The 14,891-nt window shown below is 58.3% G+C and carries 8 protein-coding genes; all 8 read right to left on the bottom strand.

Annotated features, from left to right (window positions below; translation table 11 throughout):
• Nucleotides 1-153: 153 nt before the first annotated feature.
• Entirely contained in the window at nt 154-597 is a 444-nt protein-coding gene (locus C7820_RS01190; protein WP_076169799.1) for a GatB/YqeY domain-containing protein, read from the bottom strand.
• A 16-nt stretch (nt 598-613) separates the two neighbouring features.
• Entirely contained in the window at nt 614-787 is a 174-nt protein-coding gene (gene rpsU, locus C7820_RS01185) for a 30S ribosomal protein S21 (RefSeq protein WP_005547957.1), read from the bottom strand.
• 138 nt (nt 788-925) lie between these two features.
• On the bottom strand, nt 926-1,285 hold the full coding sequence (locus tag C7820_RS01180) for a histidine triad nucleotide-binding protein (RefSeq protein WP_076169798.1): 360 nt from the start codon (nt 1,283-1,285) through the stop codon (nt 926-928).
• Between the two features lie 184 nt (nt 1,286-1,469).
• Nucleotides 1,470-2,030, bottom strand: coding sequence for a RodZ family helix-turn-helix domain-containing protein (locus C7820_RS01175; protein ID WP_116229498.1), 561 nt, complete (start codon nt 2,028-2,030; stop codon nt 1,470-1,472).
• A gap of 100 nt (nt 2,031-2,130) precedes the next feature.
• Nucleotides 2,131-5,583: an AAA family ATPase gene (locus tag C7820_RS01170; RefSeq protein WP_116229497.1), complete on the bottom strand. Its 3,453-nt coding sequence runs from the start codon at nt 5,581-5,583 to the stop codon at nt 2,131-2,133.
• A 1-nt stretch (nt 5,584) separates the two neighbouring features.
• The gene (locus C7820_RS01165) at nt 5,585-6,757 is read right to left on the bottom strand and encodes an exonuclease SbcCD subunit D (RefSeq protein WP_116229496.1); all 1,173 of its coding nucleotides are present in this window, start codon (nt 6,755-6,757) and stop codon (nt 5,585-5,587) included.
• Between the two features lie 335 nt (nt 6,758-7,092).
• Entirely contained in the window at nt 7,093-11,163 is a 4,071-nt protein-coding gene (addA, locus tag C7820_RS01160) for a helicase-exonuclease AddAB subunit AddA (RefSeq protein WP_116229495.1), read from the bottom strand.
• Nucleotides 11,144-14,674 (bottom strand): helicase-exonuclease AddAB subunit AddB, encoded by a 3,531-nt coding sequence (gene addB / locus C7820_RS01155; protein ID WP_116229494.1) that lies wholly within the window; start codon nt 14,672-14,674, stop codon nt 11,144-11,146. Before addB ends, addA begins: the two co-directional genes overlap by 20 nt.
• Nucleotides 14,675-14,891 lie beyond the last annotated feature (217 nt).

The raw sequence follows: 14,891 nt of genomic DNA, 5'->3' as shown, positions 1-14,891 counted from the left end.
GACTTAAGCCCCTTTTTGGCCAAACTCACCTTACCCCTCCTTTCCACATTCCCGTTATAATGTCCATCATATGGTAGTTATTACGCATCATAGAAGGGAATCGTTTCAGAAAATGAAAAAACACCCCTGAGATCAGGGGTGTTTCACTTATGTTTATTGCAGAAATTGTTGAACCACTTGGTTCACAAGTTTGCCGTCTGAGCGTCCCTTTACCTTAGGCATGAGCGCGCTCATCACTTTCCCCATGTCGGCTTTCGAAGAAGCACCGGTTTCCTGGATGGTCTGCTGTACAATAACTTTAATTTCTTCTTCGGAAAGCTGTGCGGGAAGATACTGACCGATAATCTCGATTTCTGCTTTGGCATGTTCCGCAAGGTCCTCGCGGTCTGCTTTTTGAAATTCTTGGAGGGCATCTTTGCGCTGTTTGATTTCACGACTGAGGATATCAAGCACTTCGTTGTCATCCAAAGTTCTTTTCAAATCTATTTCAAGATTCTTGATCGTCGAACGAACCATTCGAATCGTGGAGAGTTTGAACTTGTCTTTACTCTTCATCGCCTGCTTCATATCTTCGTTCAATCGTTCGCTAAGATTCATGCTAGTTCAAATCCTCCTAAAACTTTCTCTTACGAGCAGCCTCGGACTTTTTCTTGCGCTTTACGCTTGGCTTTTCATAATGCTTACGTTTCTTCACCTCAGCCAATACGCCATCCTTAGCGATGGAGCGCTTAAAGCGGCGAAGTGCAGCATCAATAGTCTCGTTTTTGCGAACTTTAGTTTCAGACACCAGTTTTCCCTCCCTCCGACCAGACCGTCCAAGAGCAATAACACGGTTCATCAAACTTAATTATAGGTGAAAGAGAAATAGGGTGTCAACCTCAGCGCCTATTTTTTCATCAAAGGCCGGATTTGCCGGGGTACAAGCTTATGCGTGAGAGTCGGAAATTCCGGTCAGGGCGCCCAGTTTGGCCCCTCCGAGCAGGTGATAGTGGATATGATGGACCGCTTGTCCGCTATCCGGTCCGCAATTGTTGATGAGCCGGTATCCCGACTCATTGACGCCCAGATCCTTGGCGACCTGCTGGGCCACCTGATGCATTTCGGCGATCAGCGGGAGATCCTCCTCCTGAACCTCGTTCATTGAGGCGATATGCTTTTTCGGGATGATAAGCACGTGAACCGGCGCGGCCGGCTGAATGTCACGAAATACCAGGATCCGTTCGTTTTCAAAGACTTTCTGGGAAGGGATGCTCCCTTCAACGATTTTGCAAAACAGGCAATCCATCGGATTGTTGCCTCCTTTAATATGTAAGAGATTTTCTGTTCTTATCATACCGGATATAAAATGACCCGTCCAATATCCCGCTGTATCCGGCTAAAAAATAGTTCGGCTGGCGCGCCGAATCCAAAAGTAAAGGGACACCGGTTCTTCCGGTATCCCTCTTCAGGTTCGTACGTTATATCAGATATTAAAAAAATGGCAGCAGCGACAGTGCCGTCAATCCGGCCAGAGGCAGAATCAAGCGGTTAAAGCGGCGTCCGTAGAACGGGTACCCAAAGCCGTAGCCGTATCCAAACGGTGGATAGAACCCTGGGAAAAATGCTCGGTAGTCATATCCCGGGAAACCTCCGCAAGGGTGGTAGCAGCCATGATGGACCGGCATGACCGCTGGCGCCACGTTAGCCGGGGCTACATGAGCCGGAGCCACATTCGGAGACACGTTAGCAGGAGACACGTACATCGGAGCCATGTTCGCGTTCGGTGACACGCTTGCAGGCGACACATACGCCGGTGCTGCGTTCGCGTTCGGTGACACGCTCGCAGGCGATACATACGTTGGAGCCATGTTCGCGTTCGGCGACACATTTGCTGGCGACACGTTTTCATGGCCTACCGGTACCGCTAAATACAGCTTCTCCTCATCAACACTTTCCACAAATCCGTCGTGCACGCTTCCGTCTGCCATTGTCGCGCGGACATAGCGGTACATATGTTTTTTGCATAACTCTATGGCCTCAAACTTTTCCATTGCCCTTCACAGCCTCCCAATTTCAGAAGATTTACATGAACATCGTATTCAAGGCTGGGCGAATGGCTACTGTCTTTTTCAAAAAAATATGGATGATCGCCTAAAGCGTTTCAGGAACGATCCGTGAGCCGCCACCGGCCTGCTCAGCAGGCACCACGATCAGCTTGCGCGGAAGGCGGGCCCGGAGCTCGGGCACATGGCTGATGATTCCGACCGACAAATGATCGTTATGCAGCTTCTCCAAAGAAGTGATTACCGTATCGAGCAGCTCGGGATCGAGCGTCCCGAATCCTTCGTCAAGGAAGAAAAACTGCAATGGATATTGACCCCGGAGCTGAATTTGCGCAGACAGGGCCAGCGCAAGGGACAGGGAGGTCAAGAAGGTCTCGCCTCCGGACAGGGTGGACACCGGACGGCGCACCCCGCCGTTGGCATCGTCCCGAATCAGGAAGCCTCCCCCGGAATCGACCTCCAGCGCATAGCGCTGCTTGGTCAAGAAGCGCAGACGCTGCGAAGCTGCCTGGCTGACCTGCATCAGCTGCTCCTCGGCAATGTATTCGACGAAGGCATTGCCCCGGAGACAGGACTGCAGCTTGGAGAGCTTCTCGGCTTCCTGCTGCCGCTGTTTGCGGATCCGCTCCAGCTGCGACCAGCGGACATGGCGCTTCTCCACGTCGTCCAGGTCCCGCTCCGCCCTTGCCCGCTGCTGAAGCGCCGTCTCATCGCGCTCCCGGCAGGCAGCCAGCTCCGCGGAGATCCGCTGCCACTCTTCTTCGGTTACGCCGCGGCCGTCCAGCTGCTCAGCCAGATGGCGGAGCTGCACCTTGATCTCCTGCTCCCGTTCGCGGTGCAGCCGGACCCGCTCTGCGCTGTGCACTTCTTCGTCAGGCGGCATGCAGGCGTCAGCCACTTCCTCCGATGTGGCGAACGGCGAAGCCGCCAGCTGCTCGTCCCAGCGGGCCTGCGCCTTGCGGCAGTGCTGCTCCGCGGATTCCGCCGCCTGGGCAGCCATCGCCGCCGCTTTGGCTGCTTCATGCTTAAGCTGCTCGGCTGCTTGGCGCTTCTCTTTGGATCGCGCCGCAGCTTCCCGAAGGGAGAGCAGGCGCTGCTTGCAGCCTTCCAGCAGGCGGTCGGCGGACTCGCTGCCGACCCAGGCGTGAAGGCGCCGCTCCTTCTCGGCCAACAAATCCTGCTTGCCCTGCAGCTGGGCATCCCATTGAATGAGCGACTTGTCGAGATCGTTGATCTGCCGCTCCAGCGATTGGACCGAGGCCGTTTTCTCCTCGATAAAAGGGATGCTGATCTGCAGCCGTTCGCGGATCTCTTCGGCCTGCGCATCCTTCTGCTGGATTTCCGCGGACAAGCGGTCCGCCTGCTCCGGCTGAAGGTCCGGAAGCTCCCGGCGCCACTCCTCCTGAAGCCTTAAGTATTCCCGCTTCTCCGTTTCAAATCGGTCGCCCAGCTTGGCGAACGTTTCCCGGAGCGACTCGATTTCAGCCGTCCGCTTCACCTGCAGCGCGCTCAGCGCTTCCCCCCGCTCCTTCAGCGCGGCATGCTCGCGCTGAAGCTGTCTCGTGGAGGATGCCAACGCTTCGGCGTCCTCCTCCATTTTCCTGATCCGGGATTCCCACGCGGACCTGGAAAATGGCTCTACTTGCTCCGGATCCGAGACTATCTCGAGGGCAGCGGCCGCTTCGCCTGCGCCTTCCAGCGGGCCAGAACCGGCCATGGAGGGAGCCTCTGCCTGCACCTGGGCCCCGGGCTCGTACGATTCCAGCAAGCTCCGGGTCTCATGTACAAGCTGGCGCCCGCTCAGCCGCAGCTCCTGCAGCTGCTGGCGGAGAAGCCGCAGCAGTTCCAGCAGACCGTCATCCGCACCGGGCGCATCCTGACCTGGAGATGCCGGTGCCGGATGATGGGATGAGCCGCATACCGGACACGGTTCTCCAGGGCGCAGCTCGGCGGCCAGCGCCAGCGAAAGCGCGTGGAGCTCCCGCTCTTTGGAGGAAGAACGGACCAACGCCTCTTCTTGGTCGAGGCGGGACAACGCCGCCTCCATCCGGCTGTCATGGCCCAGAACCTGCTCCATATGGGCCGAAACCGCAAGCGCGAACCGCTTCTGCTCCTGCAAATGCTGCTCCCGCTCCTGCCCGGCCTGCTTCAACAGCGCTTCGGCCCTGCTTTGCTTCTCGCCATGCTCTTTCAATTCAGCCTCAGCGCTCCGCAGCCGCTGCTCGCTTGCTCCCAGCTGCTGAACGTGCCGCATCGCCTTATTCAGCCGTTCGCGGTCCTTCGCCTTCACTTCCAGCCCCTTCAGGCTCTCCTGCAGCTCGGACTGCCGTTTGAGCCCTTTGGCGAGCAGCTCCTGCTCCTTGGCCAGAGCTTCAGTCCGTTCCTTGCTTTCATGGGCCGTCTTTGACCGCTGCTCAGCCAGCTGCTGCAGCACCGTCTTCAGCTCGTCCCGCTCCCGCTGCAGCAGTACCGCCTGCTCCAGCTGCTCCTGGCGCTGCAGCAGCTTCGGCTCCTCAGCGGCAAGCTCCCGGTGCGACGCATCGTCGGCGGCAGCGGCCTCCCGTGCCGCCGTATCCGCGGCCTCGGCCTTCGTCTGAAGCTGCTCCGCCTCCCGGATGCGTTTGTCCCATTCCTGCCTGCTGTCCGTCCACTGCGTATACAAAGGCATGATCGCCCGTGCCGCAGCGGACTGTCCCAGCCGGCGCTCAAGCCGGACAATCGCTTCTTCTTCGGCGGAAAGCTGTTGGAGCTCCTGTTCACGCCGCTCCTTCTCCAGCTGCATCTCCCTGAATTTGCCGGCCTTCTCGGCCTCCTCGGTCATTTGCCGCAGCTTCAGCCGCGAGGCCTCCGCTTCCATGGAGGCTTCCTTGAGTCTGTTCCTCGCTTCGTCCACTGCTTCCGCGCCTGCGCTGCCGAGGCCTTGCTGCTCCGCCTCCACTTCCTTCAGCGCAGCATCGTTGTCCTTCACCCGCCGGCTGAGCTTCTGCGCGAGCAGATCGCCGTATTTTTCCAAATGAAACAGGCGCTGCAGCATCTGCCTGCGCTCACTGCCCTTCAGCGACAGAAACTCGGCAAACTTCCCCTGGGGAAGGACGACGGCCCGCGTAAAATCTTCCATTTTCAGACCGATTTTGTCTTCCACGCAGCGGGTGACTTCAGCCAGCTTGTCTGCCATAACCGTTTCACCTTCCGCGGTGACTTCGATAAACCGGCTAACCGTATTGCTGACCGACAGCTCGTTGGTTCTTTTAAAACGGCGCTCCACTCTGTACCGCTTCGGTCCGTCCGCGGAACTGAGTTCAAACGTAAAGGAGACGTACAGTGCATCTTCCGAATGGTTCATAATGCCCTGCGTGCCGTTCACCGCACGTTCAACTTTGCCGTACAGAGCCAGGGTCATCGCGTCCAAAAGCGTCGATTTGCCGCTGCCCGTCGGTCCAAAAATACCGAACAGCCCCATCTGGCACAGCTCGTCAAAATCGATCTGCTGCATTTCGCGATAGCTCTGCAGACCCGACAACTTCAGTGTGATCGGCTTCATGTTACGCTTCCTCCTTTACCTCTGCGTCTTCCGAAGTGAGCGCAAGGAACAATTCAACGAGCGCATCATCCGGCTCGGCTCCTCCGGTCTGGCGCTGGTAGAACTTCCGGAACAGCTCCGGCACCGGCAGGCTCGACCGGCTGTACTCCACCTCGACCTGTTCCATCTCGGGATACACGGGACGGATATGTACGAACCCTTCGTGGCTTTTGCGCAGCCTGTGAATATCCCCAAGAGACATGGCTTCGGTCAGTGAAATCTCCAGATCGATAAAACCGTTCGCATCCCTGCCTTCATCCAGCCAGCGATGAACTTCCTCCAGTCCACCCTTTGCTTTCCACCGGATTAACGGCCGGCCGCAGGACAAATAAACCTCCTCCATTACGGGCTGCTGCCCAGGGGCCACATCGATGATGGAAACGGACTTCGCTTGACCGGCCTCGGAAAAGCTGTAGGCGAGCGGGGACCCGCTGTAGCGGATCATTCCCTCACCCTTGACCGCCTGAGGCCGGTGCAGGTGCCCAAGCGCCGTATACTGCGCTCCAACCGCTAGCGCTGATGGGTCCACCGTATACGCGCCTCCGACCTGTATCGGCCGTTCCGAGTCGCTTTCCACGCCGCCAAGCACGTAAATGTGGCTCATTGCCAAATTGACGGTCTCGGGCGTAAAGCTTGACGCCAATTTCCGCATCAGCATGCCTACGCGGGCGCTGTATGCCCGGCGGAGCTCCTCTTCGTCGCCTTCGGCGGCGAGCAGCTCATTTAAGCGGGCTTCGGACGGATAAGGGAGCGCCGCAATCTTGGCGATCTCCCCGGTCCGGACCGCTTGAACCGTAACAGCTTCGGCCACGGGAAGCCCGACCAGCGTGATTCCCTGCCGGGCGACCAGCGGCGTTACCGACGAAACCCGCTCGGGCTGATCATGGTTGCCCGCAATGACCACGAGCGGCGTCCCTCCTTCCGTCAGCCGGGCCGCCGCCTCATAAAACAGCTGTTCCGCTGCCGCCGGCGGATTGACCGAATCGTAGACATCCCCCGCCATCATGACCAGATCAATCTTCTGATCGTGTACGATCCGGACCAGCTCCTCAACGAAATCTTCCTGCTCTTTCATCCGGCTCCGGCCCTCGAGCGTCCGTCCAAAGTGCCAGTCACCCGTGTGAAGTATGCGCATCCTGCTTCTCCCTCCTGAACTTGCTTTCGCGCAAGCCGTGAACCCAGACGGATTTATGCCGTGTATGGGCCACACCTAAAAATGAAAACACCTAACCAACGATCCATTCCTAAACCCAATCGCGTCTAAGAATACAATAAAATTCTATTAAACTATCGATTCTGTTAAACTATTGACTCTATTAAATATCGATTCTAAAAAACGATCAAACTGCCATTAAAAAGACAATCAGATCAAGAAATCTATCAACCGAAGAAACCTATCCAATCGAAGATATACCCAATCAAAAAACACGTGTCATATTAAACTTAAATATATGAGCTGTGAACACTCCTCTACAGCAACACGGACTGCTTGGCATCCACAAAGTACAGCCATTTCTCCTGGACCGCCTCACCTAATATATCTTCCAGCGCCCGGGCGTACAGCTCCAGCTGAAACCGGTAGCTCTCCGCCAGAGCGGCTATTCCGCCGCGGTGCTCCAGCACCCGGTCGGTTTTATAGTCGACGATGACATATTTACCGTCCTGACGGAACAGGCAGTCGACGATCCCTTGAATGAGCACCACTTCGTCCGAAGCCTGGGTCCCTGCATCCGATGCCTTCATCGGTATGATGTTCCCCTCGTTAAAACGCTCGGTCGCAAGCAGCGCTTGGTGCGCCTCATGAGCCGGAAGACCGTAGCTGAAAGGCATTTCCCTCGACACCCACTCCGCCGACTGCAGTCTCTTGCCGATGTCGCTGTCAAAAAAGGAGGCGATTTGCTCCGGCTCCACGATCTCCGCCTGCGAGCTTGTAAGGATCGCCAGGTCGACCAGTCGCTGCAGCGTCGCTTCCACAACCTGAAAATCTACCATTCCTGCATCCAGAGGGATGTGCTGCATGACGGTATGGTACACCGTTCCCCGTTCCGTAGGACTCATCCGGCTCTGCTCCATAAATTTGGGCCGGCGCAGGGCAAGCGTACCCGTCTGCTGGGAGGCAGGCAAACTGTGCTCCCGCTGGACCCGGGTCTCCTCGACCCAGTCCAGGGTCGGTCCGTCCTGCAAGGCAAGCAGCTTTTTCATTTCGGTCACGGACGTTTTGGCCGAGAGCCGGCTGGCGGCAGCATGCGGATACTGCCAGTTCAGCCGGGCGGATATTTGGTCAGGTGACAGGAAAGGACCCTCATCCGGCTCATCGCTGCCCGGGAATACCGTCTCTCTGCGAAGAAGCGAGTTCAGCTTGCGCCGGCGCTCCGGCGTCGATTCTTCCGCTTCCTCCCAGCCCCCAAGCGCCGCCAGCGTGAGATCCTCCGTGGAGAGGATCGAAATGCGCCAATCCGCCGGATCGTTATCCAGCGCGGAGGCCGTTTCGCCTTCCAAACCGCCGAGCTCGCGCAGCTTGGCGGCCGCAGGATGGCGGATCAGCGCAGGCCCGACCCAGTCCAAGTAGCTTCTGCCCCTTGCCAAGAGGTAATCGGGGAGCATCAGCTCCGGCCGGCTTTGCACCTGGGCCCAGGAGGCCACCTTTTTCTCCAGATCCTTCACCGTCCCGATCAAGATCATCTTTTCTTTCGGCCGGGTCAGGCCGACGTAGAGCACGCGCATTTCCTCGGCCAGCAGCTCAAGCTGGGAACGGCGGCGAATGGCCAGGTTCGGGAGCGTCGGATAGCTGACCCTCTTCTCGGTATCCACAAATTTCGGTCCGAAACCAAGCTCCTTATGCATCAGGAACGATGCGTTCAAATCCTGCTGGTTGAACATTTTGGACATGCCTGCCAAAAACACGACCGGAAATTCAAGGCCCTTACTCTTATGGATTGTCATAATCCGGACCGCGTTGTCCCGGCTTTCCGCCGTGCCTGGTCCGCCCAAATCCGATCCGTTGTCACGCAGTCTGGAAATAAACGTCAAAAAGCGGAACAGTCCGCGTGAAGACGTCGTCTGTTCAAACTGGACCGCCCGGTCGTGCAGCGCCTTCAGATTGTCCTGCCGCTGCATTCCTCCGGGGAGGCCGCCTACCCAATCCAAATATCCCGTTTCCCGGTACAGCAGCCAGATCAGATCCCCCAGACCGCCTTGACGGGCAATATTTCGCCAGCGTTCCAGCGAAGCCAGGAACCCTGTCAGCTTCCGCTGCAGTTCCGGAGAGAGGCTGAATTCCTCATCCACTGCTTCCGTTTGTTCCGCCCACTCCAGGGCGGCGGCACTTTCAGCGTAGGCAGGGAGCGTCCCTTCCTCGTCCGGAACCGTAATGGAATCTCCAGACTCCGCAGACGCAGGAACCGTCCCACCTGCAGCGGCCATGACGGCCTCATAGAACGTACCCTTTCCGCATAACCGGACCTGTGCAAGATCTTCCTCGGTCAGGCCGACGATCGGCGAGCGCAGCACGCCTGCAAGCGGAATGTCCTGCCGGGGGTTATCGATAATCTGGAGCAGGGACAGCATAATTTCCACTTCGGTCGCCTGGAAATACCCCTGATTCTGCTCACCGTCGGCAGGGATGCCGAGCTGGCGCAGCTCCTCCATGATCAGCGGCCCCCAAATATAGGCGGACCGAAGCAGGATGACCATGTCGCCGTAACGGACAGGCCGCATCGCTTTGGTCTCCTTGTCGAACACCTGCATCGGCCTAGGCGATGTGTCACCCAAGAGCGCGCGTATTTTTTTGGCAATCGCTCTGGCCTCAAGCTGAGCCGTCTCCATTTCGGCGGCCTCGCTCTCCTGGATCAGACCTCCGTTGTCGCTGTCCTGAGGCTCTTCCTCAGACGCCTCCCCGCCTCTGGCCTTGTCAATCAGCATCAGCTCCGGCACGTACGGAGACGGCCCTGAAGCCCCTTCAGGCTGGGCTTCCGGATAAGAAGCTCCGTAAACGAGCTCCGCCCGCTCATCGTAGCTGATCTCCGCCACCGTCTCATTCATCAGCTGGCGGAACACCATGTTCACGGCATGCACCACTTCCAGCCGGCTGCGGAAGTTACGGGCAAGGTCGATACGGATGCCGCCGCCCTCGGCGGAAGCATACCTGCGGTACTTGTCCAAGAACAGGCTAGGCTCCGCCAGACGGAAGCGGTAGATGCTCTGCTTGACGTCGCCGACCATGAACCGGTTCCCCGGCAGCTCGCGCGAAATCAGCTTGACGATATCTTCCTGCACGCTGTTGGTGTCCTGATACTCGTCCAGCAGCACCTCGTCGAACTGTTCCTGATATTCCATGGCTGCGTCCGAAGGGAGCGGCTGACCCGGCACCGAATCCGGGTGGCGCAAAATTTGCAGGCAGTAGTGCTCCAGATCGCTGAAATCCACCGCGTTTCTTCTCTGCTTTTCATGAAGATAGCGGTCGCCGAACTCAATGACGAGATCCGCCAGCTCCTTCATGAGCGGCGCCGCCCGGTGCAGCTCGGCCAGAAAGGCATCGGCCGGCCGGCCAAACAACGCCCCTTTCAGATCCTGCACCGTTTTCTTGACCGCTTCCCGCAGCTCCTTGACCCTCTCCTGCAGTGCCGGGTCGGTCTCCTCCTTGCGGCAGCTCTTCAGCTTGCTGAACGAAACTGTCTGAAAGCGTTCGAACAGCCCGTCCCACGGACGGTTGTCCAGCGCATCCCTGAGCGACTGGACTACCTCCAGATCGGCGTTCAGGTTATCCAGATAGGGCCCCGGACCTCCGGGCAGCAGCGTCAGGCGCCGGGCCTGCTCCAGCAGTCCTTCGGCCCCGGCAAGCGCCAGCCGCGCATCCTGAAGGATGCTCTTGACCCACTGGCTTTCGCCCAGACTTGCCGTATCCGGCAGCAAAAAGGACTCGGCCATATCCCGCAGCCACTGATCGGGCCAGGAGTGGCTTCGTGAGAAATCATAGAGTCTCTGCACCAAATGGTGGACGGCATCGTCCGTACGCTCACCGCTGAACCAATCCACCAGCGCGATAAAATCGCTGTCCTCCGGCTGCTCCCCGTATTTCTCCTCGAACAGCTCCTCCAGGATCTCCTGGCGCATCAGCTCGGCTTCATTCTCGTTCAGGATCCGGAACCCCGGATCGATCGGGATCATCTGATAATACCTGCGGATCACTTCAAGACAGAAGGAGTGAAGCGTCGTGATGGAAGCACGCCCGAGCAGGGACAGCTGCCGCCGGAGGTGGGTATTCTCCGGATCCTTCTCCAGCTGCCGGTCCAGCGCGTCGCGGATGCGCTCACGCATCTCGGCCGCAGCCGCCTTAGTGAACGTGGCGACAAGTAGCCGGTCCACGCTGAAGCCCTGCTCCTCATTCAAAATTTTCCGGATGATCCGTTCGACCAGAACGGCCGTTTTTCCCGAGCCTGCCGCCGCCGCGACCAGAATGTGATCGCCGTGAAGCGAAATCGCCCTCCACTGATCGTCGCTCCACATGCTGCCTGCCGGCTTTTCAATTTCGATCATGCGCATCTCCTCCTTGGCGGCTGGACATCATTTCCCATACCTGCGATTTATTTGGCTTGCCGAGCAAATGGTAATGATTGCCCTCGACATTTTCGTCAAACTGGCACACCGGCTTGAACGGACAGAACGTGCATGCCGTCTCCTGTTGGATGCGGTAAGGCTCGATGTCCACGTCCCCTTCGGTAATTCTCGTTCCGATCCGAGTGATATTGTCCCTGACGGATGACAGCAGCGTGTCCCACTGATCCGGCGTAGCGACCGATGCGGAGCTGTAGAAGCTTCCGTCCGATTTGACCGCAACCGGAAGGATGGATGAATGGCCTTTGTCCAGAGATGCATCCATTTTGGATATGACGTCGCGGTCGGCCAGCAGCAGCCCCTTCATTTTAAACCGTTTGAGCAGCTCTTCCGCCGCCTGCTCCATCGTTAGCCCGTTGCTCGACTGCAGGATCGGATCATGTACATGAAAATACAGCGTTCCCGCCGGCAGCGCCTTGCTGCCCAGCCAGTGCTCTGCATAGGTCAACAGCACGTCCAGATAGGTCAGCATCTGCAGGGACAAGCCGTAGTACACCTCATGAAGCCGCAGGTCCTTCTGTCCGGACTTATAATCGATGACGCGCAGCAGCAGTCCGTTTTCGCCTTGGGCCATATCCACCCGGTCGATTCGCCCGATGACCTCCATCACCGTTCCGTTCTCAAGGGAGAAGGTCAGCGGAGGCAGCGGTTTACCCGGGCCAAAATCCAGCTCCAGGCCGACCGGCTCAAAGCTTCCCCGCCGTGCCTGTTCGCCCAGAATGACAGAGGCGCGGCTCACGATATTTTTGAGCTTGCGTGAAATGTAGCCGTAGCGCTTGCTGCTCATCAAAATTTCTCCCTGCAGCATCGGAGCGAGGCGCTCTACCGTTGTTTCCGCTTCTCGCCGGCACTCTTCGGCGGTCAGGCTTCCCCAGCTCCGCTTCTGTTCCTGCAGCCGCAGCGCCATTTGGGTCAGCGCCGCGTGGAACAGCTGGCCGATATCCGGCGCCTGCAGGCGGTACAGCTGCCGTTCGCGCAGCTTCAGCCCGTGTGAAGCGAAGTGCGAAAACGGGCAGGCAACGAACCGCTCCATGCGGGATACGCTCGTCCTGATTTTGGCGCCGTACAGCCTGCGGCTGGTCTGCGGCTCCAGCTGGCGGGTATCGTTGCGGTAAAACAGCGACCGCAGCAGCATATCCAGCGGCCCCTTCCATTCCGTTTCCCGGATATACCAGTTATACACATCCCACCACAGCTGCGGAATTTCCGCGCCCTGCTTCCATTTGCGCAGCTGAATGATCAAATGGCTGAGGCTCTGGCGGGGGTGGGACAAATACGCAAGCAGCTCTTCTTCCCTCTGCTCTGCCGATGGCTGCGCCGACAGGCGGCGAACCGGCAGACCGGGGAACATTTTGCGGACATGCCGCACCACTTCGGACGGCAGCAGCTCCTTGCCCTCATCATCTGCGGCCGGATAGCTGACCCATACATGCCGGCTGGCCGAGGTCAAGGCGTTGTAAATCAGGAACCGTTCGTCGAGCAGCTTGCGCGAAATGCCAGGCGCCAGCTCCATTCCGGTTTGCGACAGCAGGGAGCGCTCCTGTTCGGTCAGCACCCCGTCATCCTGAAACACGGCCGGGATGACTCCGTCGTTGACGCCGAGCAGAAACGCGTACTTTACGCCACCCGTCCGCGTCCGGTCCATATTGCCGACCAGCACCTGATCGAGCGCAGGCGGAACCAGGCCCAGCTTCAGTTCGCTCATCCCCGTTTCCAGAATGCCGGCAAACAGCTCGAAGGCCATCTTCTCCGTACCCATCATTTCCACAATCTGATCCAGCAGCTCCAGGACCGCATCCCACAGCTGGCGGTGTTCCCTCGCCGCCTCCGGACGCCCGGACTCCAGCGCTTCGCGGCTCCACAGGTCCAGCTTCTCGGGAATGTCGGCTTCCTCGAGCAGACGGAAGACCGCTGTGCTGAGCTCCTCGGCGCTGCCCGCCTTCTTCACCCGCTTGCCGAATGCCAATAGCGGCTCGCTGACCACCCTCCGGCAGTGCTCCATCAGGCTGAGAAGCTGCTCTCCGGATTTGCGCCGGTCGTTGCCATTTTCCTCCAGGGACAGGCTCGGAACAGCCTTCCACGGGCGGTCGTCCGTCCAGCGGTATCCCTGAATTCCGCAGGCGAGGGCGTAGTTCTCGAGCACGTCCATATCCTCCCGCCCCAGCGACCCGTCCAGCGGAAGCAGCAGGTCGCTCTTGATGCAGCGGAATACGTCCTCATGCCGCCAGTTCCGGCGTACGACATCCAATGCGGAACGAATAAACTCCACCAGCGGATGGTGCAGCTCGCTTCGCTTCTGGTCGAGAAAGAACGGAATGCCGTAGTCCCGGAACAGGGGCTCCACCAAATGCTCGTAATCGCCCAAATTACGGACGAACACGGCCATGTCGCGGTATCTCGCCCCTTCCTCCCTGGCCAGGCGCAGCATCTCCCTCAAAGCCCCTTCCACTTCGGTGCGCCGGTTCTCGGCCGCATAGAGTGAAATCCCTTCGGTTTCCTGAACCTGCTCTCTCTCCTGCCCCTTCCAGGGAATCCGCCGGTCATAACCGCGCTCTAAATGAGCAAGCCGCGGGCTGAGGCGGAATTTGGGCAGGTCCGATGCCGGCAGAATCGAATCGTTCGTTTCGATGCCCAGCTCGTCGGCCATTCCTCTCAGCTTGATGTAAGTCGTGGCGGTCGGGTGAAACAGGTCCAGCTCATGCGGCTGCATGCTGCCGTGGTACGGCTTGTCCAGCGTGAGCGCAATGGTGACCGATGACGCATGGGCCATCAGCTCGCGAACAACCCCGTATTCCTGCGGAGTCATCCCGTGGAAGCCGTCGATCCATACGTCCGCGCCTTTGACATAAGACGAGCGGCGAATCCCTTCGGCCAAAGTGACAAGCGTATCTTCATCATCTATATAAAGCGGTGATATTTCCTGTTCAAAGTCGCGGTACACCGTCCATAAATCCTCCAGCTTATAGCGCAGGATCGGCGCGGCCGCCTTCTGCTCCGTCAGCTGGGTCAAATGCTCTTCCAGCACGGCGGAATCTACGCAGTACCGCTTGAGCTCGGTATACAGCTCGTTCAGCTTGCCTATGAAACCCAGCTGGTCACCGGAGGCACCGAACAGCTTCAGCTCCTCTTTGCGGCGCTGAATGATTTTGTACAGCAGCATTTTTTTGCCTTCTTCGCTGATGCCGACTCTCGCCGACCCGCCGGTCTCCTGCATCACCCGGTACGCCAGGCGCCGGAAGCTGAGAACCTGCGCACGGACGCTGCCTTTGACAGCGCCCGATGATACCAGGCTATGCTCCGCCTGGAATGAGCCCTGCTCGGGAACGAGCAGGATCAGCGGGCTGCCCTTAGGCTCTGTTTGCAGCCGGGACGTGATCTCGCTTAGGATCGCCGTCGTCTTGCCGCTACCGGATCGTCCGATCAGAAAATGAACCGACATGGTGTTGCCTCCTTCGTATGTAAACCTCGAAAACTATTAAATATAAGTATAACACAACCTTTTTTGAAAAGAACGTATGTTTGCGGAACTGTAAAAAGGAGGCACTTGCCGTTTTTTACAATTTTCCAGATACGATCAAACCGAAGGAACGCCGTTTCCCGGCATGCCAAACAGCGGTACAGGAGGAGGTGATCCTCTTGTACCGCTGTCTCTTGTT

The sequence above is a fragment of the Paenibacillus sp. VMFN-D1 genome, from assembly GCF_003386155.1.
Classification (GTDB): Bacteria; Bacillota; Bacilli; order Paenibacillales; family Paenibacillaceae; genus Paenibacillus_AQ; species Paenibacillus_AQ favisporus.
Note: the sequence above shows the minus strand (reverse complement) of the source record. Positions and strands in the feature narration are given on the sequence as shown.